This is a genomic window from Anabaena sp. UHCC 0204 (assembly GCF_009711975.1).
GTDB lineage: Bacteria > Cyanobacteriota > Cyanobacteriia > Cyanobacteriales > Nostocaceae > Dolichospermum.
The window spans coordinates 65,864-92,277 of record NZ_VIKW01000010.1; the positions used below are offsets into that span (position 1 = coordinate 65,864).

At 37.1% G+C, this 26,414-nt stretch carries 23 protein-coding genes and 1 riboswitch; of the genes, 16 read left to right on the plus strand and 7 right to left on the minus strand.

The window, feature by feature from the left end; translation table 11 throughout:
- Positions 1–100: 100 nt before the first annotated feature.
- Both FJR04_RS10820 and FJR04_RS10825 read right to left on the minus strand, forming a co-directional pair.
- The gene (locus tag FJR04_RS10820) at positions 101–523 is read right to left on the minus strand and encodes a M48 family metallopeptidase (protein WP_168494473.1); all 423 of its coding nucleotides are present in this window, start codon (positions 521–523) and stop codon (positions 101–103) included.
- A gap of 97 nt (positions 524–620) precedes the next feature.
- Entirely contained in the window at positions 621–977 is a 357-nt protein-coding gene (locus FJR04_RS10825) for an iron-sulfur cluster assembly accessory protein (protein ID WP_168494475.1), read from the minus strand.
- A gap of 418 nt (positions 978–1,395) precedes the next feature.
- Between FJR04_RS10825 and FJR04_RS10830 the strand changes: the two genes are divergently transcribed.
- The 6 genes from FJR04_RS10830 (at position 1,396) to FJR04_RS25905 (ending at position 8,129) form a co-directional block, all read left to right on the plus strand.
- Positions 1,396–2,994 carry a hypothetical protein gene (locus FJR04_RS10830; protein WP_168494477.1) on the plus strand — a complete coding sequence of 533 codons (1,599 nt, stop codon included), beginning with the start codon at positions 1,396–1,398 and terminating at the stop codon, positions 2,992–2,994.
- A gap of 280 nt (positions 2,995–3,274) precedes the next feature.
- On the plus strand, positions 3,275–3,445 hold the full coding sequence (locus FJR04_RS10835; RefSeq protein WP_168494479.1) for a CopG family transcriptional regulator: 171 nt from the start codon (positions 3,275–3,277) through the stop codon (positions 3,443–3,445).
- Between the two features lie 89 nt (positions 3,446–3,534).
- The gene (zds, locus tag FJR04_RS10840; protein ID WP_168494481.1) at positions 3,535–4,974 is read left to right on the plus strand and encodes a 9,9'-di-cis-zeta-carotene desaturase; all 1,440 of its coding nucleotides are present in this window, start codon (positions 3,535–3,537) and stop codon (positions 4,972–4,974) included.
- 132 nt (positions 4,975–5,106) lie between these two features.
- Positions 5,107–5,550: an SRPBCC family protein gene (locus FJR04_RS10845; protein WP_168494483.1), complete on the plus strand. Its 444-nt coding sequence runs from the start codon at positions 5,107–5,109 to the stop codon at positions 5,548–5,550.
- 190 nt (positions 5,551–5,740) lie between these two features.
- Positions 5,741–7,051, plus strand: coding sequence for a DNA methyltransferase (locus FJR04_RS25900; protein WP_217359311.1), 1,311 nt, complete (start codon positions 5,741–5,743; stop codon positions 7,049–7,051).
- Positions 7,035–8,129, plus strand: a complete 1,095-nt coding sequence (locus FJR04_RS25905) for a hypothetical protein (protein WP_217359312.1) — start codon at positions 7,035–7,037, stop codon at positions 8,127–8,129. The genes FJR04_RS25900 and FJR04_RS25905 overlap by 17 nt, the downstream gene beginning before the upstream one ends.
- 336 nt (positions 8,130–8,465) lie before the next feature.
- On the opposite strand, the gene recG is transcribed toward FJR04_RS25905, so the two are convergent.
- Positions 8,466–10,931, minus strand: a complete 2,466-nt coding sequence (gene recG / locus FJR04_RS10855; RefSeq protein WP_168494485.1) for an ATP-dependent DNA helicase RecG — start codon at positions 10,929–10,931, stop codon at positions 8,466–8,468.
- Positions 10,932–11,076: 145 nt separating this feature from the next.
- Positions 11,077–11,220: riboswitch (cobalamin riboswitch) on the plus strand.
- 456 nt (positions 11,221–11,676) lie between these two features.
- Here recG and FJR04_RS10860 point away from each other — a divergent pair.
- The 6 genes from FJR04_RS10860 to FJR04_RS10885 all read left to right on the plus strand — a co-directional run bounded on the left by FJR04_RS10860 (position 11,677) and on the right by FJR04_RS10885 (position 18,769).
- Positions 11,677–12,057 carry a DUF1636 family protein gene (locus tag FJR04_RS10860; protein WP_168494487.1) on the plus strand — a complete coding sequence of 127 codons (381 nt, stop codon included), beginning with the start codon at positions 11,677–11,679 and terminating at the stop codon, positions 12,055–12,057.
- Positions 12,058–12,337: 280 nt separating this feature from the next.
- Positions 12,338–14,443 carry a TonB-dependent receptor gene (locus tag FJR04_RS10865; RefSeq protein ID WP_168494490.1) on the plus strand — a complete coding sequence of 702 codons (2,106 nt, stop codon included), beginning with the start codon at positions 12,338–12,340 and terminating at the stop codon, positions 14,441–14,443.
- 94 nt (positions 14,444–14,537) lie between these two features.
- The gene (locus FJR04_RS10870; protein WP_168494492.1) at positions 14,538–15,398 is read left to right on the plus strand and encodes a ferredoxin; all 861 of its coding nucleotides are present in this window, start codon (positions 14,538–14,540) and stop codon (positions 15,396–15,398) included.
- 64 nt (positions 15,399–15,462) lie between these two features.
- Positions 15,463–16,674, plus strand: coding sequence for an ABC transporter substrate-binding protein (locus FJR04_RS10875; RefSeq protein WP_168494493.1), 1,212 nt, complete (start codon positions 15,463–15,465; stop codon positions 16,672–16,674).
- The gene (locus FJR04_RS10880; RefSeq protein WP_168494495.1) at positions 16,674–17,762 is read left to right on the plus strand and encodes an iron ABC transporter permease; all 1,089 of its coding nucleotides are present in this window, start codon (positions 16,674–16,676) and stop codon (positions 17,760–17,762) included. The genes FJR04_RS10875 and FJR04_RS10880 overlap by 1 nt, the downstream gene beginning before the upstream one ends.
- Positions 17,759–18,769: an ABC transporter ATP-binding protein gene (locus tag FJR04_RS10885; protein WP_168494497.1), complete on the plus strand. Its 1,011-nt coding sequence runs from the start codon at positions 17,759–17,761 to the stop codon at positions 18,767–18,769. Before FJR04_RS10880 ends, FJR04_RS10885 begins: the two co-directional genes overlap by 4 nt.
- A 153-nt stretch (positions 18,770–18,922) precedes the next feature.
- On the opposite strand, the gene FJR04_RS10890 is transcribed toward FJR04_RS10885, so the two are convergent.
- From FJR04_RS10890 to FJR04_RS10905, 4 genes are all read right to left on the minus strand, one after another.
- Positions 18,923–19,747 (minus strand): hypothetical protein, encoded by an 825-nt coding sequence (locus FJR04_RS10890; protein WP_168494499.1) that lies wholly within the window; start codon positions 19,745–19,747, stop codon positions 18,923–18,925.
- Positions 19,748–19,952: 205 nt separating this feature from the next.
- On the minus strand, positions 19,953–20,894 hold the full coding sequence (tsf, locus tag FJR04_RS10895) for a translation elongation factor Ts (RefSeq protein ID WP_168494501.1): 942 nt from the start codon (positions 20,892–20,894) through the stop codon (positions 19,953–19,955).
- Between the two features lie 140 nt (positions 20,895–21,034).
- Positions 21,035–21,808: a 30S ribosomal protein S2 gene (gene rpsB / locus FJR04_RS10900; protein ID WP_168494504.1), complete on the minus strand. Its 774-nt coding sequence runs from the start codon at positions 21,806–21,808 to the stop codon at positions 21,035–21,037.
- Between the two features lie 166 nt (positions 21,809–21,974).
- Entirely contained in the window at positions 21,975–22,208 is a 234-nt protein-coding gene (locus FJR04_RS10905; protein ID WP_168494380.1) for a hypothetical protein, read from the minus strand.
- 178 nt (positions 22,209–22,386) lie between these two features.
- Here FJR04_RS10905 and FJR04_RS10910 point away from each other — a divergent pair, with 178 nt between their 5' ends.
- From FJR04_RS10910 to FJR04_RS10925, 4 genes are all read left to right on the plus strand, one after another.
- Positions 22,387–23,448 carry a D-alanine--D-alanine ligase family protein gene (locus FJR04_RS10910; protein ID WP_168494657.1) on the plus strand — a complete coding sequence of 354 codons (1,062 nt, stop codon included), beginning with the start codon at positions 22,387–22,389 and terminating at the stop codon, positions 23,446–23,448.
- An 83-nt stretch (positions 23,449–23,531) separates the two neighbouring features.
- Positions 23,532–24,050: a hypothetical protein gene (locus FJR04_RS10915; RefSeq protein ID WP_168494506.1), complete on the plus strand. Its 519-nt coding sequence runs from the start codon at positions 23,532–23,534 to the stop codon at positions 24,048–24,050.
- 741 nt (positions 24,051–24,791) lie between these two features.
- Entirely contained in the window at positions 24,792–25,406 is a 615-nt protein-coding gene (locus FJR04_RS10920) for a COP23 domain-containing protein (RefSeq protein ID WP_168494508.1), read from the plus strand.
- Positions 25,407–26,366 carry a serine protease gene (locus FJR04_RS10925; RefSeq protein WP_217359313.1) on the plus strand — a complete coding sequence of 320 codons (960 nt, stop codon included), beginning with the start codon at positions 25,407–25,409 and terminating at the stop codon, positions 26,364–26,366.
- Positions 26,367–26,414 lie beyond the last annotated feature (48 nt).

Below are 26,414 nucleotides of genomic sequence, written 5' to 3' on the forward strand. Positions count from 1 at the left end.
GATTGGTGATTGGTGATTGGTGATTGGTGATTGGTAATTGGTAATCACTCTTGCCTGTTCCCTGTTCCCTGTTCCTTGTTCCCTGTTCCCTATTCCCTAATTACTCTTCAAATAACCATTTTTTGACTTTGATTAAGTTTTTCCAATCGGGTTTTCTGGTTAAACCATCTTCAATACTATTCTTAATTTCTTCTTGCCATTCTTCATTGACAAACATCAATTGTTGTGCAAAATCAATATGTTCCCGCAAACCTTTTTGACCTGTTTCCAGCATTGCTAAAGCTAGATTAATTCTCCCTTGTGGATCTTGGGGGTTGAGTTTCACAGCTTTATTAGCAGCTTTAAAAGCCAATTGACCTTTGTTATCAAGGAGATAGAGCCAAGCTAGACAAATCCAGGCTGAACTGGCTTTAGGAGAGCGATCGCATACTTCTTTAAATACAGGAATGAGAGATTCTACAGATTCTCCAGCTTTGTATCGTTCTAAACCTGTATCAAACAAGGAATCAATTGTATTAGTCATGTGTCCTAAATCAGTTATTAATTGTCAATTGTCAATTGTCAATTGTCAATTATTAGTTGTGATGAGCAACCAATAACTGACAAACTTTTCTCAAGTATTATACGCCGAAAGATTTACCGCAACCACAAGTTTGGGCAGCGTTGGGGTTAGTAAATTGGAAACCACCACCAATCATGGCATCACTATAATCCAGCATTAAACCGTAAAGGTAAAGTAGACTTTTGCGATCGCTAATAATTTTGAAGCCATCATAATCAAAAACCTCATCATCAGGGGTGATTTTGCTGATATCCTCAAAATCCATCATGTAAGACATTCCCGAACAACCACCTTGTCTGACTCCTACTCGCAAACATAAATCTTGTCCTTGTTTATCTTGAAGAGACTTAACTTGACGCAATGCACTATGTGATAACTGAATGCCGCGTTGTTGAGTTTGCATAGCTTGTGTCATGAATTTTTAACTCCTGAACTGATTTTATCAATACCCCATGAGGCATTTGATTACCTCTGGGCTGCTATGAATGTTTTTGTCTTCATTTTAGCGACATTAGGACGGCAAAAATGAATGAGTTGATGGGAAGATGGAAAATAAAGGAGCAGAATAGGAATTTTTCTCTAACATCTGCAAGCAGAGCATCGCATAAGCCATACTCCTATTTCTTGCCACCTATGAATTCTTTGTCAGCAAGCAAGGATTTTTATTCTAGAATTGAGAGACTCGGTGTGTTTAAAGATTAGCCATATTGGGAATTTCAGCCCATGAGTAGTCTAAATCAACAACCACTCTTGATCTGAAACCAGGAAAACCTACTTCTCGTTAGCCTTTCTCAAACGTCTAATTCTCAATTTTGTTTTGATTCACTTACTCTATGACAAGTTTTAATCGCTCTACCAGTCGTCGGTTGCAGAAATTAACCCGGATTCCTTCTGTATGGGAGGGCGATCGCCGTCCATTGTCATCACCACACGCCCAATTAACAGATCCGGAAACCAAGGGAGAATGTATTCTCTGGGTGGATGCCTCCGAAGGTATTGTTAGAGCTATGGATATGGTAGATCCCAGCACCGGACCTGAAGCAATTGTTCGCACCTTAATGCAAGCAATAGAACATCCACAAACTCCCGCCAAACCCGGTAAACCCCAAAGAATTGTCGTCAGAGACCGAGAAATTCAGTTTTATCTGCGCGGTGTATTACAAGACTTAGATATCGCCATTGACTACTTCCCCGAATTACCCCTAATTGACGAACTGTTTCGCTCTTTTGCAGAAGTCATAGACAACCAAATTCCCGACTTACCACCAAAGTACGCCAAACTTCTCCATGATAAAGCCTTTGAAGTCTGGCAAGCTGCTCCTTGGGAATTTTTGGAAGAACAGCAAATTTTGTCAATAGAGATCAATAAATGGGATGTAGAAAAACTCTATGCCTCAGTCATGGGAATGTTAGGAATTGAATATGGAATTTTATTTTATCGTTCCGAAGATTCTCTTAAACGCTTTCGTGCTGCTGTTCTCTCCGATGAAGAGAATCTAAATCAAGACTTGGAAGAAGCTTTCCTCAAACAAGATTGTTTATTTCTCACTTTTGATTCCTCGAACGATAGTGAAGATGATGATCTGGGAAATTTGGCAGATATGCCACTTTCAGAAATTCAACCTACTTTCGGTAATATTCACCCTCTAGAAGGGTTACGTTCTGTTTTATACGAAGAAGAAGCACTTCTCACTTTTGCAGCATTAGAAAGTTTACTGCGGTTTCTCCGTGACCATCATCGGCAATTATATGATGAAGATTTCCCCCCCCTGAGCCGACGCTATCGGATTTCTTTACCAGAACTCGATCAAAATCGTCAATATGTATCTGTCACTGTTTCTACCATGACAGAATTGACAGCAGAATTAGAAGAACTGGCTGGTTTGGATGATGATGATGATGATGATGATGATTCCATATTCCAAGCCATCAGAGACGACTTAATCCCAGAGGACGCGTTTATGAGTTTGGGTGTGTTGTCTTGGGAAACATTAAATTACCTCCGTCAAGGCGATAATTATCAAGCCGCAGGTGAATTTGCACAAATAGGTGACGGTTTACCAATAATTATCATTCAAACCTCTCGCCCTAAAGCTAAGGCTATTATTGAAAATATTCAAGAGAACGGAGGATTGAACGCAATTTGTTTTCATAATATAGCTGATCCCTTCGATGACGATGATTATGACTTGGGTTTATTACAAACACACAATCATGAATTATTTTTGTTTGGGCAATTTTTAGATGATGACCCAGTGCATATAGAAGCAAGGAAAAAGTGGCATCAGCGATGTCAAAATACCAATGGCTATTGCGGTTTAATTATTGCTAAAGGACTGACAGGGGCTTCTCGTGGCAATCCCCAATTAAAAGATATGATGGCTTTATTGGAAGCCCATTCACTGTCACCAGAAGAATTGAGCTTAAAATAGTTGACTAAATAAATAGGTATGCCTAAAATTTATAAATTAAATTAGTAGGATATCTATAATCTACACATTGATAGGTCGAATCAATGCCCCTGAGCTTCAAAACACAATTAATCCCCAAGAAAAAGGAATTTACAGCATCTAAGCAAAGTTTTTAAGATTGTCAATGATTGACAAATTGAAGATTTTTAATAAAATTAGTGTTTTTGTTACTTTCTTTAAAGTTTCATTCTCGCCTTGTGTCATCAAAATTTCTGAATAAAGTTAATATACAGCTAAGTGCATGATAATGACAAATAAAAAATGGGCCGTTAAACGGATAACAGTTAATCTAGCAACACAAGAAGCGGAAAAACTAGAAAAATATTGCCAGCAAACAGGTAGACCGGCAACAGATGTAATTCGGGAACTAATTAGAAGTTTACCCCAAGGGGAAGAGGTGACAGGCAATTGATAATTGACAATTGACAATTGACAATTAAGAGCAAATTCCCGCATCAATTCAGTTACAATTTGTAAAGAAACTGAAGAAGGAACGAGGGAATGCGCGTTGCAATTGTGGGTGCGGGACTAGCTGGTTTAGCAACTGCTGTAGATTTAGTAGATGCGGGCTGTGAGGTAGAAATTTTCGAGTCTCGTCCGTTTGTGGGTGGTAAAGTCGGCAGTTGGGTAGATGGTGATGGCAATCATATTGAAATGGGGCTGCACGTCTTTTTTGGCTGCTACTACAATCTCTTTGAATTAATGGAGAAAGTGGGAGCGGGAGAAAATTTACGTTTGAAGGAACATAGCCATACTTTTATTAATAAAGGTGGGCGCACTGGGGCGTTAGATTTTCGCTTTTTCACAGGTGCGCCCTTTAATGGTTTAAAGGCGTTTTTCACCACTTCCCAACTTTCTTTACAAGATAAATTCCAAAATGCGATCGCTCTCGGTACTAGCCCCATAGTTCAAGGTTTAATAGACTTTGACGGGGCTATGAAAACTATCCGCAAATTAGATAAAATCAGCTTTTCCGACTGGTTTTATAGTCACGGAGGCAGCAAAGGTAGTATTAAACGTCTATGGAATCCTATAGCTTACGCCTTGGGATTTATAGATTGCGATCATATTTCTGCCCGTTGTATGTTGACAATTTTCCAGTTTTTTGCAGTCAGAACTGAAGCTTCAATTCTGCGAATGTTGGAAGGTTCACCCCATGAATATTTACACAAACCGATTGTCAAATACTTAGAAGAAAGAGGCACTAAAATATATACCCGTCGCCAAGTCCGGGAAATACAGTTTACTGAATCTGGTGAAGAAACCCAAGTTACAGGTATATTAGTTTCCCAAGGTGATACAGAAGAAGTGATCACTGCTGATGCTTATCTTTGTGCTTGTGATGTTCCCGGAATTCAGCGCGTTTTACCCCCAGATTGGCGCAAATGGCCTGAATTTGATAATATTTATAAACTTGATGCTGTCCCAGTCGCTACAGTACAGCTACGATTTGATGGTTGGGTGACAGAATTGGAAGATGACCAAAAACGTAAACAGTTAAATCATGCAGTGGGAATAGATAATTTGTTATATACCGCTGATGCTGATTTTTCCTGTTTCGCTGATTTAGCTTTGACTAGTCCCGCAGATTATTATCGTCCGGGAGAGGGTTCATTATTACAATTGGTATTGACACCGGGAGATCCTTTTATTAAACAGAGTAATGAAGCGATCGCCCAGCACGTCCTTAAACAAGTCCATGAACTATTTCCTTCATCCAGAGATTTAAACATGACTTGGTACAGTGTCGTCAAACTGGCTCAGTCCTTGTACAGAGAAGCCCCAGGAATGGATGCGTACCGTCCTGACCAAAAAACACCTATACCTAACTTTTTCCTAGCCGGAAGTTATACTCAACAAGATTATATTGACAGTATGGAAGGTGCAACAATCTCTGGACGACGTGCAGCTAAAGTGATTCTGGAAAATGTGAAGAAATAGGTGACAGTTAATAGGTGACAGGTGACAGGTGACAGGTGACAGTTAAGAGTTAATAGGAAATAGGTGATAGGGAATAATGATTTAATTATCCAGTCATCTATTACCAATCTAAAATCTAAAATCTAAAATCTAATGAGTGATTGGTTAGAACATAGTGTACAAGTTGAAGTTGAAGTTCCCATAGATTTAGTCTGGGGACTTTGGTCAGATTTAGAGCAAATGCCTAAGTGGATGAAATGGATTGATTCGGTAAAAATCTTACCAGACGATCCTGAGATATCTCTATGGAAATTAAGTACAGGTGGTTGGGATTTTAGTTGGAAATCGCGCATTCTCAAAATTGTTCCTAACCAAATTATCCAATGGGAATCCGTTGATGGTTTACCAAATCAAGGCGCAATTCGCTTTTATGATCGTAATACTAGCAGCGTTGTCAAAATGACAGTTTCCTATGCTATTCCCGGCTTTATTGGTAAACTCATGGATAATTTGTTTCTAGGAAAGGTAGTAGAGTCCACAATTCAAGCAGACTTAGAACGGTTTAAGGAATACGCTTTGAATGTGAAACCTGATTGATATATGATACAGCAGATTTCAGGTAAATGAGGTACAACTTTGAGGAACAAAGCCTTATGCGAAGAGACTTTTAAGCCTGTACCCTGCTGTAAAACAAGCAGTAAGAAGTTTGAATCTAAAACTTTGGCTGATTACTGCTTTTCAAAATTCATTATTCTGACTCAGTCATTATTTCCATAAATAAAATTGTATGCTCCAATTAAATTTATTTAACTCACCTACAAGTTTAATAGAAACACAAAAATTACCTGCTAATAAAAAATTATCTACTAATATATTTACTAATAATTACCCAATTCATAGATGGTACAATTTCATAGCTGGATTTTCTCCTGAATTTGTGAAGTTTTGCATACAAGAGGCTAAACTGAATAGTGATGATGATATTGTAATTGATCCTTTTTCTGGACTAGGTACTACACTGGTTGAGGCGAATTTTCAGAATTTTCAGTCAATAGGATTTGAAGCCCATCCTTTTTTTTATGATATATCACAAGCAAAACTATTTCCTCTATCAGATATACAACAGGTAAAATATTTAGAAAATCTATTATTATCAATTCAATCTTATACTGGCAGTTTTGCAGAAATATGGACTGAAGACGCTTTAAAGTTTTTAACTAAACTGGTATCAGAAGAGAATTTGGGTTTGTTAGCAAGTTGTCTAGAAATAGAAAACGTAATTCCTCAGGAACATAAATCATTATTTCGTTTAATATTATCTAAAGTGCTGGAAAAGACTTCCTTAGCTCAAACTGATGGTATTTATAAAGCTCCCACAACTTTAAAAAAATCTATATCTTTTAATGACTCCGTTTCTATTGTCTGCCAACAAATATGTGAAGATATTGAAGATTTACAAGATAATTTTACTCCCAAAGCAAAATTAAATTTTGGCAGTTCAGAAAATATGAAATCTGTAGAAAATGAAAGTTGTTCAATTTGTATAACTTCTCCACCTTATTTAAACAACTTTGATTTTGCAGAAATGACACGGATGGAATTATACTTCTGGCGTTATGCTGGTTCATGGAGGGAAATCACAGAAAAAGTTCGTCGGCGTTTAATTGTTAATACTACAACAGCACCTACAGACTTAAAACGAAATCAAGAACTATTCTCTTCGGCATTATCAACAAATTTAAAGTTAAAATATTTAGATTGTATAATAGAAAATTTAATCAATGAGAGAAAAATTAGACCTGGCAAAAAAGATTATTATTTATTAATATATCCCTACTTTGCCCAAATGCAAAACGTTATTAGAGAATTATATAGAATACTTCGATCTGGTAGTAATCTTCATTTAATTGTTTCCGATGCAGCATTATATGGAGTTTACATTCCTACTCATGAAATATTGAGTCAATTAATGATAGAAAACGGATTTAATATTATCAATATAGAGAATATGAGAACACGGGGTGAAAGGTGGATTCTGAAAAAAAGAACAGGTTCAAATAAATTAGGGGAGTATCATATTCATGCAAAACGAATTTAACTCAGATTTAGAGATTGATAATACTAACGATATTGATGAAAGTAGCGGTACGCTATACGCTATTGCTATGGATTTCATGAAAGGTTATATAGATGTTTATTTAAGTTTAGTAAATGAAACAAAGGGATTCGCTTTAGTTGAAGCTAAAGATGCTCAAGATTATGAACAAAAACTAATAATCTTAACCGGAATTAATAGCAATCTTGATCCGAAAAATGCAACCGCAATTGATGTAGTGCAAGAATGGCAAAGACGACAAGCAATAATCTTTGATGTGGAAGCATCAATAACTAAAGGTGTTTATATCAAAATGCGAGAAGTAGGACAAAGTCTTATTAATGAACTTCGTATAGCCTCAAATAATTTTCAAGTATTTGAGGCTGATTATATACATAATAATCCGAGAATGCTACCAATTTTTCAGAGACTAATTAATGTTAGAAGTAAATCTGAATTAAAGAAAAGAATTGGTAGTGTTTCCGATAATGCTATATCAAAGCCAGCCGCAAAAAAATTATCAGATATTCTTAGCAGTAAAACAACTAATCAAAATATAGAAGATCAGGAAATTTTGCAAGGTTTAGAAACAACATTAGAAGGTATTGTGCGTGATTTAGTAGGTAGAGTATTACTCGAAAGTATTGTAGCTACAGCATTGGATGAAGCTAATGTTCCTTACAAACGAGAGAAAGAATACAAGTATTTAGAAGGAGTTATCTATAATTTTAGATCAGATTTTGTTGTACCTGATGAAAATGAACCTAAAGCATTTATAGAAGTGAGAAAGTCATCATCTAGACACGCATCTTTATATGCTAAAGATAAAATGTTCTCAGCTATTAATTGGAAAGGTAAAAATAAAGAGATTTTGGCTATATTGATTGTAGATGGAGAATGGACGGCTGAAACATTGCGAATTATGGCAAATGTTTTTGATTATGTTGTCCCTATCAAAGCCGTTGCTTCGGTGGCTAATTCTATAGCTGAGTATTTGCAAGGAGATCAATCAAAATTGAAATGGGTGATTGATTTTTCCATTAAACCAGCACAGGAAAAAGTTAAGGTTGAGGAAGAATAAATGCTTTTGCTTCCAGCTTTGCTATCACTTCATTTAAATTATCGGCGTTGCTGATTAAGAGTATGATTTTGTTATGCCTACGGCACGCTGCGCGAACACGCAGAGGCGCAGAGTCTACAGAGAGTAAGAGTTTGAAATCATTGATTTTTGAATTTCATACCCTAATTCAGCAACGCCAAATTATCTTCAGTTAGTCTGCGGAGGTAAGTAGGTGAACAGAAAAATTTAAAGGTATGTGAAGAAAAGTAAAATCGTCCAAAACTCTCTTCCTGTTCCCTCTCCCAAATATACAATTTATTTTGTACGACTACTTAAATATGATTTCACCTGAATAAATCAAGTCAAAATTGCACCACCCATTAACCGCTCATACCGATACTTTAACTCATCCTGCATTAATGGCCAACGCGCCAAACTTGCATCCATATCAATCACTTTTTCTGCTGCTTGTCGCGCTAACAACAAGATATCCTCATCTTCCACCAAACTAGCTAAAGTAAAATCCGCTACACCAGATTGGCGAGTTCCCAATACTTCACCAGGACCGCGAAACCGCATATCCATTTCTGAGATAAAAAACCCATCTTGGGACTGTTCCAATACCTTCAACCGTTGTTGAGCATCAGGACTTCTTGTACTACTCATTAATAAACAATACGATTGTGCTGCTCCCCGTCCTACACGTCCCCGTAATTGGTGCAGTTGTGATAAACCGAATCTTTCCGCGTGTTCAATTAACATTACCGTGGCATTAGGCACATCTACTCCCACCTCAATCACAGTCGTCGAAACGATAATTTGGGTTTCATTATCACGGAATTTATTAATTGCTTCCTCTTTTTCTGCTGAAGTCATGCGTCCATGCAATAACCCAACTTGAAAATCTGGAAACACACTTTCTTGTAACTTTTGATGTTCATCTACAGCCGAACGCAAATCTAATTTTTCCGACTCTTCTACCAAAGGTAAAACAACATAAACTTGCCTACCTTGAGCAACTTCTCGACGGATTAAATCATAAGCTTTAGGTCGTTCTTGTCCGCTTAACATTGTGGTTTGAATTTGTTGCCTTCCTGGTGGTAATTCATCAATTTGACTAACATCTAAATCCCCATGTACAGTTAATGCTAAAGTCCGAGGAATAGGTGTAGCTGTCATAGTTAAAACATGAGGTTGTTCGCCTTTTTGCTGTAGCTTTGCTCTTTGTTCTACCCCAAAACGATGCTGTTCATCTATGACAACTAAACCCAAACGTTGAAAGTTGACTTTATCTTGAATTAAAGCATGAGTTCCCACCAACAAAGGTAATTCACCTGTTTCTAATTGAGAATGAATTTCTCTCCTTTTGGCTATTTTTGTTGAACCTGTTAATAATTCAACAGGCAAATGGAGTAAATTAAACCAACTAACTAATTTACGATAATGCTGTTCTGCTAATACTTCAGTAGGTGCCATTAATGCCGCTTGATAACCTGATTGAATTGCCGCCAAAATAGCAACAACAGCAACAACAGTTTTCCCCGAACCAACATCACCCTGAACTAAGCGATTCATAGCTACTGGTTTTTGTAAATCGGTAAGAATTTCATTAATAACTCGTTGCTGTGCGCCAGTGAGTTTGAAAGGAAGAATTTCATGGAAATTTTCTAATAGCTGTCCTTGAGGTGCAAGTATGGCGCTAGTTTGGATTTCTCTGGCTTTTTTCTGGCGTTGCAATAAACCAAGTTGCAGGTAAAAAAATTCATCAAATACTAAACGACGACGGGCAATTTTTAAAGAGTCACTATCTTTGGGAAAATGAATATTCGGAATGGCATCTTTCAATTCCATCAAAGCATATTTTTCCCGCAAACCTTTAGGTAAAGGATCTTTTAAATTCACCGCTGCTGTTAAAGCCGTTATCATTGCCTGTCTGACTGTATTGGCCATTACACCCTCAGTCAGCGGATAAATAGGAACAACTCGCCCAATAGTTAAAGAATCAATGGTATCTCCTGGATCTGCCAAAACTTCTAATTCTGGGTTATCCAAAGTTAAACCATATTTACTTCCTTTTACCAACCCACAAGCCGCTAACATACTACCCACAGGATAGCGGCGTTTTAAACTTTCCTGCCAACCACGACTACTAAACCGCGCACCTGCGTAAAAACGGCTAACTTTAATTTGTCCTGTATTATCTTTAAGGATTAATTCTAATATTGATAACTTCTTATTTTTAGGACTGGTGAAAAAATTAAATCTTTTGACTGCTGCTATGATTGTTACTGTTTCCCCTCCTTCCAACTCACTAATATTCACCTGACGGGCATAATCAATATGATCACGGGGATAGTAAAATAGTAAATCACGCACGGTATATAAAGCCAACCGTGCTAAATTCTCCGCTTTTCTAATGCCAATTTCTGGTAAATCACTAAGTTTTTGATCAATTTTAGGAGCTAATCTTTTACTAATTTCGGCAACAATGGGAGTTGTGGGATGTTGATTTTTAGATTCATAATTTATTTTGGGTGTTTCTTCCTCTAATTCTTGTTGAAGTTGATTTAGATATCTTCTAACTTCTGCTACTAAATGTTGCCTTTCTTCTAATATTAAATTTGGATAACTAGCAAATTGCATTGCTATTTCTTGCCAACGATAACGTTCTTTTGGCGGTAAAGCAGTGGGAAATTTACCAAAAATTAAACACAGAAATTCACTAAAGCGATATTGCTTTCCTACTAAATCTACAAAGCCATGTTCAGACTCAAATGCTAAGGCTTTATGTAATCTTATCCAATCAGGTGTTTCATTAGTCATTATCATCTATCTCCAATACAAGTAAATTTACGTAAAAACTTAAAATAAGTATTTTAAAGCACAAAAATAGTTAACATAGTTGCTAGAAAAAGGATAAACAAATATTATCCTGTCATGCGGCTTGACAACAAATAGAAAGTATAGTAATTTCATGATAATTGTCGGTTTTAATGGGGAGCAGCCATTAAACGTAAGGGGGAAAGTCCAGTGTAAATCTGGCGCTGTCCCGCAACTGTAATGAGATGAATGTCTCTAAGTCAGAATGCCCGCCGCAGGTAAAAAGAAAACTCTCATCCATCTGCGTGGTACAGATGAGTAACATCATGAATATTTCCATTAAAATTAATCAGTTTGGCTTTAAAGCAATTCTACACGGCGTTGCTGAATTGAGGTATAAATTCCTAAATTGAACCTTTAAAACTCTTACCTTTGCGTCTTTGCGCCTTTGCGTGAGACTAAAATTCATACCGTTAATCAGCAACGCCTTCTACACATTGTCTATTGTAAAACTTTACTGATTTTATAGGTATATATAGACAAAAATAGTCGAAAGTCCACAAGAGAATCTTTCAAAACTTTAGATTAGGTATAAATTGTCATTCTGATCCTTAATCAAACGAAATGAAGAATGCGGTTGCTCATGCTTCATTGGCATGAATACAGCTATTAGACATCTATTAGTAGCTCTACCGCAGAAAAGTATCATATCTGCGTTTCTGACTAATTCCTAAACATTTATAAATCAATGCTGAATCAAAAACATACTCTATTTGTCTGCACAACTTGTGGTGGAAAATGGCAAGACGGTAAGCAAGTTGGTGAAAGTAGTGGACAAAAACTGCTACAACAGCTTCAAGAACTGGCACAAGATAGCGAACTCCACAATAAATTCTGCATTCAGGGGGTTGAATGTATGAGTGCTTGTAGTCATTCTTGCGTCATTGCTTTGACAGCGGAAGGAAAATCAACCTATCTCTTTGGTGATTTACCAGTAGATGGAAGTACATCTGCAATAATAGAATGTGCAAATAAATACTATGCTAAAACGGATGGTTTGTTACCCTGGTCAGAACGACCAGAACCTTTAAAAAAAGGCATTTTAGCAAAAATTCCGGCACTAAATTAGTGGGCGCAATTGAACATCACTTGTAGTTAATTTCTTGGTTAATATCGGTCTAAAAAGAATATTCAGTTTTGTATAATCTTTGTCACCAGATGTCTGTTGCTATTTTTGATTTTCTGTGTGAGAATGATTATTATTCTTTAAATATGCCGCGGCTTCTTTCTTGATAGATTGTCGCAGTTTTTTTCTGATGTGTAATTTAGTTAATTACCATTTTGTTTATGAAAAAGACTGCAACTTTGTCTTGTTTAAATTTTTAGTTATACAGGGGTTTAGATCAAAAATGTCTACCAATTTAGTTGCGAAACTAGGAATTCAAATTATTGCGTCTAGTGTGACTATAATTTTGGGTATGTTATGTGAAAATCACAAAGTTATAGCAATAGAAATTCCCCAACACGAAGGTTCTGCAAAAGATTTACAACCAGTCGCAGCAGAAATTACTCAAAATACACCAACAATGACGGAAGAAGAAGCTGATATTGAAATAAATGTCATTGAGAAGCTATTAAATGAACCTGTTTTTTCACCCTTTCGTCAGGAAGGAACAGTGAAAGATTCTACCCGGCCAATTTATGTAATTACGGGTGAAGAAATGGAAGCACAAGGTGCGAGAACCGTCAGAGAAGCACTTAAATTTCTGCCTGGTATATTAGGTGATGGTACTGTAGGAACAGAAGTTAATGCTTTAAGTGGTCAATTTATTCGTGGTTCTAATACCGGTCAAGTATTAATATTACTTGATGGTAGACCAATTAATAATGCGGGAAGTGGTGGTTTTGATCTTTCTGAATTTACAACTAATAATATTCAAAGAGTTGAAGTATTACCAGGAGGAGGTTCAACTCTTTATGGTTCTGATGCAATTGGGGGAGTAATTAATATTATTACCCGTCGTCCTACAGAGAAAATTACCACAGAGGCAAAAGTCAATATTGGTGCTTATGGACTTAACCAACAGAGTATTCAAAATAGCGGTAAAAAGGGTGATATTTCTTGGGTTGTAGGTTACAACCGTACCCAAGCTGAAAATAATTATCCTTTTTCTATTCCTGAAGCTAATTTTTCAGGAACTCGAAAAAATAATGATGCGCTTTATAACAATTTTAATGTCAAATTAGAAGCAGATTTAGGAAAACGAAATACTCTCAGTTTCTCGACTTTATACTTAAATAAAGAACAAGGAACACCAGGAGGAGTTCCAATTCCTTTTCCAGTCAATGGACAAGGTTTTTTTAATTCGCTGACAGATAAAAATCGCAAATACACAGATCAAGTTTTAACTGATTTAACCTGGAATTCAAAATTAGGAGGTGGGGATGATTCTTTATTAACAGCTAGAGTTTATGGTGATTTTTTGAACACTCGTTTTGATCCTAGTGGTTCAAGTCGCTTTGAGACTAACCAAACTGCCTACGGAATTCAAACTACACATAGTTGGAACTTTGCTAAAAATCAAAGTGTAGTTTATGGCTTTGATTATCGGACTGTTAATGTCCGGAATACTTCTTTTAGTTATGCTACTAACATAGAAAGATTGAACTATGATAATGATATTAATCAAGGAGCATTGTTTGGCAAATATGAAGTAGCATTAATCCCTAATTTGACTGTTAATTTAGGTTTACGCCAAGACTTTAGTAGCTTGGTAAATGGTTCAGTTACGTCTCCTTCTGTGGGGACAAAATATGCTGTTTCTGATTCAACTACTTTAAGGGCAAATTATATCAAAAATTTCCGAGTTCCTACTATTGCTAATTTATTTAATGTCAACCCTAGCAATATAGGCAACCCTGAACTTAAACCAGAAAGAGGTGATAGTTTTGATATTGGTATTGACCAAAAACTTGGTAATATTGGTTTAGTAAGATTAACCTTTTTCAAAAATAGTGTATCAGATACAATTGCCTTTAAGAGACTGACACCACCAGTAAATGGTAATACAGGAACTTGGGAAAATATCGGACTGGTGGAAACTATGGGAATTGAGGCTACTTTGAATTTGCAACTTGCCAAAAACATTTATACTTTCGTTAATTACACGGCAAATGATCCACGTATTTTGAAAAGTTCTAATGCGGCGGAAATTGACAAAGAATTGCGCTTTGCTGGTGCAGATAAATTAAATTTGGGAGTTTCTTATGAAAATCCTCAAGGTTTGTATTTGGGTTTATTAATGAATTCCTTAAATGGATATCCTACTAATAATACAAATACAGAATTTTTATCTGGTTATACGACTTTTGATTTTAAACTGCGTGTACCTTTAAGTGATAAACTGGTAGTTACAGGTAGTTTAGAAAATCTCTTTAATCAGCGTTATCAGTTGTTTCCTGGTTTTCCTGACGGAGGTAGAGGTTTTCAAGTTGGTTTGAGTTCTACGTTTTAGTATTTTTAGAACTTATTAACCATAAGTAATGAATAAATGAACCACGAAGACACAAAGAACACGAAGAAAAGATAGTTTTGAAGGAGGGTTTTTTATGGCTGATTTTAATTGTTGGGTAACACCAGTAAATGAAAGGACAATTGAAGCGACGGGGAGTAATTGGCAAATTGAATATGAGTTTTTTGATTGTCAAGGTGATGTTCTGGCTTGTTTAGCTTATACTTTATTTCAGGAAAATTGGCATCAAGTTGGTTTGGGACATTTGGAACAAGGTAGTGTTTTAGAGTTGGAGTTTCACGAAGCACCTAAAAAATGCGTTCTCTATGATGGATATTTAACTGTTATTACTAGAGATTGGCATTTTCATTTATGTATTGAGGAAACTTTAGGTGGTCCTAATGCTGAAACTTCTATTGAAGTAAGACAGCAACGGTTGATTAGTAAGGGTGCATTTTATAGAAGAATAAATCCCGAAGGTGAACCGAGAAGTTGGGGTATTCAATTTTGGAATGGTGCTGGTGAAAAAGCCATGACGATATTTTTACCTAATCCTTATGTGGAAGATGAAAATTTGCTTCCTGAAGGGAAGGGAGATTTTAGAAAGTTGGATTTTTATCAGGAACTTAGAGATATTTATGTATTAGGTAAAAAGCCAATTCCTTTTACTAAAAATCCTCTCAAATGTGCCTATATTGCAGTTTGCACTTCTGGACGTTGTTATCCTTCTCGAAAATGGCAACCTACTTTTGATGCTTTAAAGGCTGCTGTTGAAAAAGCGGAATTAGATTTGGAAGTGAGAACAAGTGGTTGTTTACAAGTTTGTAAGTTAGGTCCTGTTGTTTATCATTCTACTGATAGAACTTGGTACAGTCGTGTTAAACCGGAAGTTGCAGAAAGAATTGTACAGGAACATTTGGTTGAGGGGAATAAGGTTGTTGAATATATATATCCTTAGTTTGTATTTGGGTAGGGTTATTTTCTCACGCAGAGGCGCAGAGGCGCAAAGAGAAATATTGAAGATGGTTTTTGGGAAGTCTAAGGTTATTACTTTTTTATGTCAGTTGTTTTTAGTTGCTGTTTTGATTGTTTCTTGTCAAGGTTCTCAGAATAGTCTGGTTGTTAGTTCTGCTAATAATAGTTGTGTTCAAAGTTATGATCCTAATGTTGATTATTTTCCCAATAAGGTGAAGGTTCATCATGCTATCGGTTTTGCAGTTGAATATTATAAAAACTACAAAGTTGTGACAATTAAAAATCCTTGGAAAAATGCTAAAACAGGTTTTAAATATGTTTTGGTTCAATGCGGTACACCGACACCAGCAGGGTTTGAGAAATCCCAAGTATTTACTACACCTGTAAATTCTGTGATTTCTCTTTCTACAACTCATTTACCACATTTTTCTAGGTTAAATGTTGTTGATAAGTTAATCGGTGTTAGTGATATTAAGCAAGTAACTACACCAGAATTTATTGACAGAATCAAGGCTGGTAAGGTTGTATCTGTGGGGAATAATTCTACTGTGAATGTGGAGAAGGTTTTAGAACTTAATCCTGAGTTAGTTACCACTTTTGGGACTGGGAATCAACAAACTGATAGTTTTCCTAAGTTGTTGGAAGCTGGGTTAAAGGTGGCGATAAATGCTGAATATATGGAAGATACTCCACTGGGGAGAAGTGAATGGTTAAAATTTACTGCTTTATTTTTTAATAAGGAGGAAGAGGCGGAAAAGATATTTGCTGAAATTGCTAAGAAATACGAAGATATTGCTAGTAAAGTGAAAGCTGTTAAAAATCGGCCAACTGTGTTTGTAGGATTCAATTTTAAAGGGACTTGGTATACACCAGGTGGTAATAGTTATGTGGCTAAATATCTAGCCGACGCAGGCGCAAATTATCTCTGGAGTGAGGATAAATCTTCTGGTAGTTTACCTATATCTTTTGAAGCTGTGTTTGAACGGGCTGCTAATGCTGATTATTGGTTAAATCTTAGACAATCTTGGAACAGTTTAAAAGATGTTGTAACTGAAGATAATCGTTATGGTGATTTTCATGCTTTCAAAAAAGGAAATCTCTATAATAATAATGCTCGCCTTAGTCCCAATGGTGGTAATGACTACTGGCAAAGTGGCATTAGTAACCCTGATGTGGTTTTATCTGATTTAATTAAAATATTTCATCCAGAAATATTACCTAATTATACCCTATTTTACTATCAAAAAGTGAATAAATAATGTTAATTAAAAAGCATGAGGTTATTAATAGATTTTTACTTAGGAAATTTATTAGTAAGAAATATTTGATTTTTTCAATTTTACTAATATGTTTAATTTTGGCATTCTTGCTAGATTTAGGTTTTGGGGCTGTGAATATTCCCATTCATGAAGTTATGAATATCTTGCTGGGACAAGAAGCAGAAAAAACAACATGGACAAATATTATTCTCAAATTTCGTTTACCTAAAGCCTTAACTGCAACGTTAGCTGGTGCAGCTTTAGGGGTAAGTGGCTTGCAAATGCAAACTCTATTTAAAAATCCTTTAGCAGGTCCTTTTGTATTAGGAATTAGTTCTGGTGCAAGTTTAGGAGTAGCGTTGGTTTTACTGACAGCAAGTGTGACTGTACCGACGTTATTAACTGATTTAGGAATAATTGGTGATTTTAGTTTAGTTATAGCGGCAAGTTTTGGTGGAGCATCAGTATTAGGGTTGATGTTAGTTGTTTCTCGTCGTGTGCAAGACACAATGACGCTGTTAATTTTAGGTTTATTATTTGGATATGCGACAAGCGCAATAGTCAGTATTTTGTTGCAATTTAGTTCAAAAGAACGGATTCAAAGTTATATAATGTGGACTTTTGGCAGTTTCTCTGGGGTAACTTGGCAACAATTAGCTATTTTAGCTCCAGTTATTTGTGTAGGTTTATTAATTGCTGTGCTGCAATCAAAATCTTTAAATGCACTTTTATTAGGTGAATCTTATGCACGCAGTTTAGGGCTAACAGTACAAAAAACCAGATTTTCTGTGATTAGCAGTGCGTCAATATTAGCAGGCGCGATTACTGCTTTTTGTGGTCCGATAGCATTTTTAGGTGTGGCAATTCCTCATCTTTGCCGTAGTTTTTTTAATACTTCAGATCATCGGATATTAATCCCTAGTGTCATAATTATGGGGGCAATTTTAGCTTTAGTTGCTGATTTGTCTTCCCAAATTCTGATAAATCAAATGGTTTTACCTTTAAATGCTATTACGGCTTTAATTGGAACTCCTGTTGTTACTTGGGTAATTCTCAAACGTAATTCAAAAAAATCTTTCCCTTCATGAGTAATTCAATTCTGACAACTCATAATTTGACTATTGGTTATCAGACTTCCCAGAAAACTATTCGGAATGTTGCATCTCATATTTCTACAACTTTGCAAACAGGAGAATTAGTTTGTCTACTTGGTCCTAATGGTGCTGGTAAGTCTACTTTATTGCGAACTCTGGCAGGAATGCAACCACCAATTGCTGGGGAAGTCAAACTTTTAGAAAATGATATTTACAAGTTACCACCACAGGAATTAGCAAAACGTTTAAGTTTGGTATTGACTGAAAAAATTGATGTGGGAATGTTATCAGCTTATGCTTTGGTGAGTATGGGCAGATATCCTTATACTGACTGGTGGGGAAAGTTAACACCTGAAGATGAGGAGATTATTAATTGGGCGATAAAATCTGTGGGAGCGGTAAATTTAGCCCAACGGAATGTGAGCGAATTAAGTGACGGTGAACGACAGAAAATTATGATTGCTAGGGCTTTAGCGCAGTCCCCTATGGTGATGTTATTGGATGAACCAACAGCATTTTTAGATTTACCACGACGGGTGGAAATTATGCAATTGTTACGTCAATTAGCAAGGGATACAAATCAAGCAATTTTGCTTTCTACCCATGATTTAGATTTAGCTTTGCGCCTTGCTGATAAAATTTGGCTGTTAGGAATTAATGGTATTCTCCATGTTGGCGCACCAGAAGATTTGATATTAAGTGGTGCATTTGCTGATACTTTCCGCAGTGAGGGTGTGGAATTTAATATTTTTTCTGGGGCATTTAATCTGCATATACCTGAAAAAGGAACAGTTAATTTGATAGGTGAAGGTGTTGCTAATATTTGGACGATTCGTGCTTTAGAAAGAGTAGGATTTACAGTTTTACAAAGTGGCAAATCTGCACAAATTACAGTAGAAATTATTTCTAATTCTGAAGAGATTTTTTGGAAAGTTAGTAAATATAAAGCTGTGTCTACACATTATTCTTTATATGAACTCATGAAATTTCTAAATTTTTGATTTGGTATTTTTAATTTCCCAAGGGACTTCCAAATAAAAAACACTCAACCACCTAACGTAAAAAATCTCTCAAACCCTCATTTCTCTGCGTTCTCTGCGCCTCTGCGGTTAGTTAATCCGGATAATTTATTTCTTGGAAGTCCCCAAAGGTTACTAATCCTCGAACCAACTGGCACGCCAAGCAGCTTCAGCTTCAGAAATTTTCAGTTCTCGCTGTTTTTTTTGATAGTCCCGTCCTACTTTATTAAGTTGCATTAAAAGATGACGAATTCCTTTCCGCTCTGACAATAGTTTTGCGTCAGCAAATTCTATTTCTCCCAGTCGTAAGTGAATAGCCATGATCTGAGTGAGGCTAGAATCTTCGGAGTCTTCTTCATCACTAATTTCTATAACTAAGTTTAATAGATTGGGAGGGCTGGGTATCATATCGCTAGAAGATTCTGCGGATTCTATGGCGGCGGCGGCTGCGGCTATGATGGGTTCTGGTAGTTTTTTGGGTAAAACTCCTGTTTTTTGGATTAAAATATTAGCCATCTGGGAGACTTTTTTGAGAGTTTCTTGAATCTCTGCTTCTAAATCTTGTTGCCATTCAGCTACTTCTATGGGATTAGAAGGATTGAGGGCTTGAGAGTGTTCGTCGTTTTCTTCTTCTTCCTCTTCGGCAATTTCTATAACTGTTTCTGGCTGGGTAACTTCTAAGGGTTGAATATAACTAATTAATTGTTTAGCGGCTTGTTGACTGATTTTCCGAAGGCCTTGTTGTAATTTTTGCCGCTGATTTAGTGATAAGTTGAGAAATTCATCAGGATATCCTTGGGTACACAGGTAATAACTGGCTAAAATTAATTGTTTTTGTAAGCATGATCCTAAGATGTTTATATATCTAGCATAAGCTAAGTGGAGTTCTTGAGCGATCGCTCTAATCCCCTCTTCTAATGCAGTAATATCTTGTTCTATTCTTTCAATTGCTCTGGCCATAACTTTCAGCTTGTCTGTTGTCTTAATATAAATATAGGGAATTTTGCCAAAATAATCATCATTTCAATAAAATACAGGCCAGCGTGTTACGCATGACCTGTAATAAAAATAGTTATGAGTCAAAAATCCATACTCTGTAGCCAACTATCAAATATATATTCTTAACAACTGACTACCGACTACTGACAATTAACTAATAACAAAATTACTTAGCACCAATTTGTGCCGCCACTTCATCAGCAAAGCTCATTTCTTTCTTTTCAATGCCTTCACCGAGTATATAGCGTACAAAGCGACTAATTTGGATCTCTTCACCCACTTTGGATTTTACTTGTTTTACCAAGTCTTCCACAGAAATACTTTGGTCGCGGATGTAAGGTTGATCAAGTAAAGTCATTTCTTTAAGACGCTTGTCAATTCTGCCTTGAACAATCTTTTCTTTGATGTTTTCAGGTTTATTTCCCAAGTCTTCCTTGCCCATTTCAATGTCTTTTTCTTTTTGGACAGTTTCGGCAGGAATTTGCGATATACTGACATACCCGACATTAGGACAAGCGGCTACTTGCATTGCTGCATTTTTAGCCAAGCTTTGGAATTCTTCATTAGTAGCGGCTGAAGCACTTTGAGCAGTCAATTCTACTAATACGCCCACTCTGCCACCAGTGTGAATGTAGCTGTCTACTACTCCTGATGTGTTAGCAAGAGAGAAATTGACAAAGCGCCGCACTTGAATATTTTCACCAAGGGTAGCAATGGTTTCTTTGATGAATTGATCAACGGTGACGCTGGACTTTTCAATATAGGGTTGAGTCAATAAAGACTCTACACTATCAGCAGTTGCTGCTTGTTGTGCCAGATTTTTAACTAAGGCTTTAAAAGCTTCATTGCGGGCAACAAAGTCTGTTTGGCAGTTGACTTCTATAAGTACACCTACCTGACCATCAGGCTGAATGTAGGTGTCTACTAGACCTTCTGCGGCGATGCGATCGCTCCCCTTATCTGCCTTGGCAATCCCTTTTTGCCGTAGCCAGGTCATGGATGCTTCGATATCGCCATCATTTTCTTTTAGCGCCTTTTTGCAGTCCATCATGCCAGCACCGGTTTTTTGGCGTAGCTCTTGGACGAGTTTTGCAGATATTTCCGCCATGTTGCCTCAATTCCTAACTTGACAGATACAACTATATATTCAAGAGTTTTAGATTAACAAGAATACAGAAGTATGGCTAACGCCATACTCATGTTTAAATCCTGATCATCTTCTCATCTTTCTATCCTGATCGCAGATGCTTATTCTTCGCCTTGTGCGTCAGTGCTATCACTTTCATCGTATTCGTAATCTTCGTCAGCGTAATCTTCGTAATCTTCTTCCGCTTCTAGCTGACCATGACGACCTTCGTAAATCGCATCTGCTAATTTGCCGACAATCAATTTAATGGATCTGATTGCGTCGTCGTTAGCGGGGATGGGGATATCTACAACATCTGGGTCACAGTTTGTATCTAACATAGACACAATGGGAATACCCAATTTCTCGCATTCTTGAACTGCGTTATATTCCCGCTTCTGGTCAACAATAACCACAATGTCGGGGACTTTCCTCATGTTTTTAATACCGCCCAAGTATTTTTGCAGCTTCGCCATTTCCCGACGCAGCATGGAGGCTTCTTTTTTTGGTAATAAATCCAGTGCGCCGGTTTCTTCTCTCCGTTCTAAATCTTTGAGACGATCTGCTCTGGTTTTAATTGTTGCCCAGTTGGTGAGCATTCCACCCAACCAACGTTGGTTAATGTAGTGAGAACCACAACGCAGGGCTTCTTGAGCGATAATTCCGGCTGCTTGGCGCTTAGTCCCCACAAACAAGAATTTTTTACCTTGCTCGGATTGAGTTCGCATATAATTATATGCGTTATCCATCAATTGGGCTGTTTGCACCAAGTCAATAATATGTACACCATTTCGTGAGGTGTAGATATATGGAGACATTTTTGGGTTCCAACGTCGGGTTTGATGACCGAAGTGAACTCCTGACTCCATCATTTGAGCCAATGAAACTACTGGCATATTTTGTTACTCCTATTCGGGTTAAACCTCCACCCAGGTGCATTTCTAAAATTCAAGAAACACCCGAATTCCTGGATGTGCGGAATTTTTGACAACTACACTAGGGTAACACAAATATATTCACTTTCCCGGTGAAAATTGATAATTAATCCTCGGTATAGTTCGCTCATACTGGCCAATCAGCGATCGCAGCATCTGTAAGTTCTTGAAGTTCTTCATCTTGTGTATATAATTCGGCGTATAGTTGTGCGGATTGTTCTAATTGTTGCCGTTCTATTTCTTGGTGCAACTTATCTAGAGCTAAACGTACAATCGAGCTTTTATCTTTGAAGCCCATTGCCTTGAACTGTTCTAAAAAATCAATATGGGACTGTTCTAAGGTAAATTTTGCTGAAATCATAACGATTGAGATTAAGACCCTATATTAAGAACTATTTTACGCCCCTGATATCAGAACTTGCAATTTAGATGTTGATAGCTATTGACGCATCATGATCACAATTCTCCCTCCACCCGGTTCTCTGTTCCCCTTCTTTGGTAATAATGGAAATTGCGAATCTGTGGAGATAGAGAAGAAAATGACTAAGTTAAGGGTGGGTTTGCTGTTTGGTGGGCGTTCTGGAGAACATGAGGTTTCTATAATTTCTGCACGGGCGATCGCTCAAGCCCTAAGTTTAAAAGAAAATGCTGATAAATACGAAATTTTGCCCTTCTACATCCAAAAAGATGGTGTTTGGCAATCAGGACTTGTAGCACAGCAGGTTTTAGAATCTGGTGTTCCCCAACAACAGTCAACTGTAACTCCCAATTTATGGCAATTTCCACCGCAAGCTGCACAAGTTGAGCTTTGGTTTCCCATTCTTCATGGACCAAATGGAGAAGACGGAACAATTCAAGGCTTATTAACTTTAATGCAAGTTCCTTTTGTTGGTTCTGGGGTATTAGGTTCAGCAACAGGAATGGATAAAATTGCCATGAAAACGGCCTTTGCCCAAGTAGGACTACCTCAAGTAAAATATAAAGCTGTCACCAGGGCGCAAGTTTGGTCAAACGCTTGTGTATTTCCGAAACTTTGTGATGAAATCGAAGCAACATTAGACTATCCCTGTTTTGTCAAACCTGCTAATCTAGGTTCATCAGTGGGAATTGCTAAAGTGCGATCGCGTCAAGAATTAGAAACAGCTTTAGATAATGCAGCTACCTATGACAGAAGGATTATTGTGGAAGCCGGAGTTGTCGCTAGAGAAGTTGAATGCGCCGTTTTAGGTAACGACAACCCTCAAGCCTCTGTCATTGGTGAAATTACCTTTGATAGTGATTTTTACGATTACGAAACTAAATACACCCAAGGAAAAGCCGATTTATTCATTCCGGCAAATTTACCAGCAGTCGTAGCACAGCAAATTCAAGACATGGCTTTACAAGCTTTTGCTGCTGTTGATGCTGCTGGTTTAGCCAGAGTAGACTTTTTCTATGTCGAAGCTACCGGAGAAATTTTCATCAATGAAATTAACACCTTACCAGGCTTTACTTCCACAAGTATGTATCCCCAACTTTGGGCTAATACTGGTATAGCTTTTGCCCAACTAGTAGATCAATTGATTCAACTAGCCATTGAAAGACATTCTCCTATAGATTAACGAATTTGGGATTAGAAAAATGGGGAGAATTTTTGTTTCTCCTCTTATCAAAATGATGATTTGTGATTGGTGTGATTGATGTAATGGATAATGAACAAGAGTTACAAAAAAAGATCGATGCTAGAAAAACTTCAGGAAATATTTTCAAAAGATATCCTGGAATTTGGTTTTTGAGTTTATTCCTAATTCCGATAGGAGTTACTATCTTCGCCTACTATCAACTGATTTATATTGGCTACGTACCACAGAAACAACAGGAAGAAACCCCATTTATACCTGTTCAATCAACCATATCCACATTTTCCGATAGTAGTAATCCCATACCTATATGGTTGGTAATTTCAGTCATTTTCTGCTGTGCTACAGGTTCTTTTGTCATTTTCTACCTGCTACAAAATTCTAGAAATGTCCAAAAATCTCATCAACGCATTCGCCACAGTCAAAAATTGAACTTCCAAAACCGCAATAAACCCCCTAATTGCCCCTCTCCACCCACTGACAAAGAAAACTTGCTCATAATTTTGCCACCGGAAAAAATCTATCCTCTCAATACCAACACAGCATCTTTCCGAAACTTACTGAACATATACACCGGTTTCTAGTCTGCTATTGCCTATTCCCTCAAAAATTCTGTACTTCATCAGCATAAGAACTGCCATATAGCAAATCACTACATTGATTGTTGCTATATCAACATAGTTCTACACCACAAGATTCACAATTTTTCTAAAAACTGGGAAAATAAAACTTTCAATAAAATGCCAATATGGCAACCAAGTTTTAATTACCTAAGTTACATTAGTCCAAGATAAACGACTTCAAGGGTGTGGTGATCAGGGACTACTACATATTAATTTTCTTTGGAGATATCTGGATTTATGCTCACACTTATTAAGCATAAGAAAAACAATTTAGCAATAATTAATTGACTCAATTAAGAGTCAATAAAAATAACAAAAATCAGGTTTAACATTTGCTGCAATTGGAATATGATCTGTGTATAGATACTGTCGTTAATTCTACGTCAACCCCCCTAAATAAATGGCAGTATTCAGATATATTCCTAACCGCTACAGCAGCAAATGTAGAGTGGGAGATTTAAGGCGCTTGGTATGCCTCCTCCCACTCTCTTTATTATTTTATAACTCTAATATGTAGATACCCTGTTCTTTGACGAATACTTTAATAAACAAAATGTATTATATTTCGCTTTAATGAAATTAAACAAAAATATTAATTTTTGCTGAGAATTGTTTAAACTAGATATATTTATGCAACTTTGGTCAATTATTGGGGAATAATAAATAACAAAGTTTATTAGATTTACGGATTATAAAATCACCATGAAACTGCAATCATTGACAAAGACGTTAACAACTGGTGTGATGTCTGGAGTGAGTTTCGCTATAGCATTAGGCACTACTGTTTCTTTGCATCAACCCAGCTACGCTCAAGCACGAGGTTTTTATTGCGATCGCTCAACTGGTGTACCTGTGACAGTATACCAAAATTCTCAAGGCACTACTGAGCCTTGGATTAAGTGGACTTCCAATCATTTTCGATACTCTGGTTACGATACTCTAACGCGCTGTCAAGAAGTAAGTGGCAGATTAGAAACCTATCGCCGTAATAAACAACTAAAATTGATCACCGTCGGGAGAATGAATGGACAAAATGTGGTTTGTACTGCTAGTCAAGTTAATGGACGTTGTGAAGGTTTGATATTTACCCTCAAACGCGGTCAAGATGCAGTAAAAACACTGACTAATCTCCTGGCATGGCGTGAAGGACAAGCTGGTACACCATCCCTCAGCGAAAGTGGTGCAGCGCCATATATAGATGTGAGTGGAAGGTTAGGAGAAGATGCAGGTAGCACAACACAACCTATCACACCTACCAACAACGGTCAGCCCACACCATCCCAACCCAGTGAAGGACGTAGTGGAGAATTCAATTAAATGACCCCCTGCGGGTGGCATAAAGTGGCTAATTGGCTAGGACTGATGAGTAGTTTAGCGATCGCTCCATTATCTTTTTTTGATAGGTGCAATGCGATCGCTCAAACAGTCCCTACCTACTTAATAGCCCAAACTGAGACTGGGAATGGGAATATGCAAAGATTGGCACAACAAACCACTGTGCGAATCCTCACTCCTAATGCTTCTGGTTCTGGTGTAATTGTCCAGCGTCAAGGACAAATTTATACAGTTCTGACTAGCTGGCACGTTGTCGCTTTCAGTGATCAGCATACAATTATGACACCAGATGGTCGGAGTTATACTCCCGTATCGCGCCAACTTAAACAAATGGGTAATACTGATTTAGTTATTACTCAGTTTCGTAGCAATTCCTCCTATCAAGTGGCAAACATCAGTTATCAACCTGTATTAATAGGAGAACCCGTATTTGCGGCTGGTTTTCCCATGTATCAGGAACAGAGTTTAGCCACAACTTTTGAACAAGGTATCAGAGTATTTAGATTTACCAGTGGCGAGGTGTCAGTGCTACCACCGAAATCTCTCGCTCAAGGTTATCGCTTAGGCTACACCAATAATATTGCTGTAGGCATGAGTGGCGGTCCGATTTTTAATGCCAGTGGTTTGCTAATTGGCATTAATGGACGGGTGAAAAATCGTGATCCAGATTTTGGTGTTTATGCCTTTGAAGATGGTACAGAACCATCACCGGAATTGTTAGGACAAATAGTTAATTCTAGTTGGGGAATTCCCATTAGTAGCTATTTGGAATTTCAGACCTTCCCCCGATCACAGCAACCTGTTTTATTACCGGAAACAACAGAAAATAATGTGCAGTTAAATCCTCCCATTCCTCTGTTGCGGAAACAGGAAAGTACAGTTTATCCAGTTATATTACCGGAAAAATCATTAGGGGAAGTTAGATCTACTTTATCGGAATAGGGCGAAGCATTCGTACAAAAAATCAATGATTTTAGTGACAGTTTATCG

Coding starts and splice junctions, on each gene's coding strand:
- FJR04_RS10820 (WP_168494473.1), bottom strand. CDS start 523: ATGACTAATACAATTGATTCCTTGTTTGATACAGGTTTAGAACGATAC.
- FJR04_RS10825 (WP_168494475.1), bottom strand. CDS start 977: ATGACACAAGCTATGCAAACTCAACAACGCGGCATTCAGTTATCACAT.
- FJR04_RS10830 (WP_168494477.1), top strand. CDS start 1,396: ATGACAAGTTTTAATCGCTCTACCAGTCGTCGGTTGCAGAAATTAACC.
- FJR04_RS10835 (WP_168494479.1), top strand. CDS start 3,275: ATGATAATGACAAATAAAAAATGGGCCGTTAAACGGATAACAGTTAAT.
- zds (WP_168494481.1), top strand. CDS start 3,535: ATGCGCGTTGCAATTGTGGGTGCGGGACTAGCTGGTTTAGCAACTGCT.
- FJR04_RS10845 (WP_168494483.1), top strand. CDS start 5,107: ATGAGTGATTGGTTAGAACATAGTGTACAAGTTGAAGTTGAAGTTCCC.
- FJR04_RS25900 (WP_217359311.1), top strand. CDS start 5,741: ATGCTCCAATTAAATTTATTTAACTCACCTACAAGTTTAATAGAAACA.
- FJR04_RS25905 (WP_217359312.1), top strand. CDS start 7,035: ATGCAAAACGAATTTAACTCAGATTTAGAGATTGATAATACTAACGAT.
- recG (WP_168494485.1), bottom strand. CDS start 10,931: ATGACTAATGAAACACCTGATTGGATAAGATTACATAAAGCCTTAGCA.
- FJR04_RS10860 (WP_168494487.1), top strand. CDS start 11,677: ATGCTGAATCAAAAACATACTCTATTTGTCTGCACAACTTGTGGTGGA.
- FJR04_RS10865 (WP_168494490.1), top strand. CDS start 12,338: ATGTCTACCAATTTAGTTGCGAAACTAGGAATTCAAATTATTGCGTCT.
- FJR04_RS10870 (WP_168494492.1), top strand. CDS start 14,538: ATGGCTGATTTTAATTGTTGGGTAACACCAGTAAATGAAAGGACAATT.
- FJR04_RS10875 (WP_168494493.1), top strand. CDS start 15,463: ATGGTTTTTGGGAAGTCTAAGGTTATTACTTTTTTATGTCAGTTGTTT.
- FJR04_RS10880 (WP_168494495.1), top strand. CDS start 16,674: ATGTTAATTAAAAAGCATGAGGTTATTAATAGATTTTTACTTAGGAAA.
- FJR04_RS10885 (WP_168494497.1), top strand. CDS start 17,759: ATGAGTAATTCAATTCTGACAACTCATAATTTGACTATTGGTTATCAG.
- FJR04_RS10890 (WP_168494499.1), bottom strand. CDS start 19,747: ATGGCCAGAGCAATTGAAAGAATAGAACAAGATATTACTGCATTAGAA.
- tsf (WP_168494501.1), bottom strand. CDS start 20,894: ATGGCGGAAATATCTGCAAAACTCGTCCAAGAGCTACGCCAAAAAACC.
- rpsB (WP_168494504.1), bottom strand. CDS start 21,808: ATGCCAGTAGTTTCATTGGCTCAAATGATGGAGTCAGGAGTTCACTTC.
- FJR04_RS10905 (WP_168494380.1), bottom strand. CDS start 22,208: ATGATTTCAGCAAAATTTACCTTAGAACAGTCCCATATTGATTTTTTA.
- FJR04_RS10910 (WP_168494657.1), top strand. CDS start 22,387: ATGACTAAGTTAAGGGTGGGTTTGCTGTTTGGTGGGCGTTCTGGAGAA.
- FJR04_RS10915 (WP_168494506.1), top strand. CDS start 23,532: ATGGATAATGAACAAGAGTTACAAAAAAAGATCGATGCTAGAAAAACT.
- FJR04_RS10920 (WP_168494508.1), top strand. CDS start 24,792: ATGAAACTGCAATCATTGACAAAGACGTTAACAACTGGTGTGATGTCT.
- FJR04_RS10925 (WP_217359313.1), top strand. CDS start 25,407: ATGACCCCCTGCGGGTGGCATAAAGTGGCTAATTGGCTAGGACTGATG.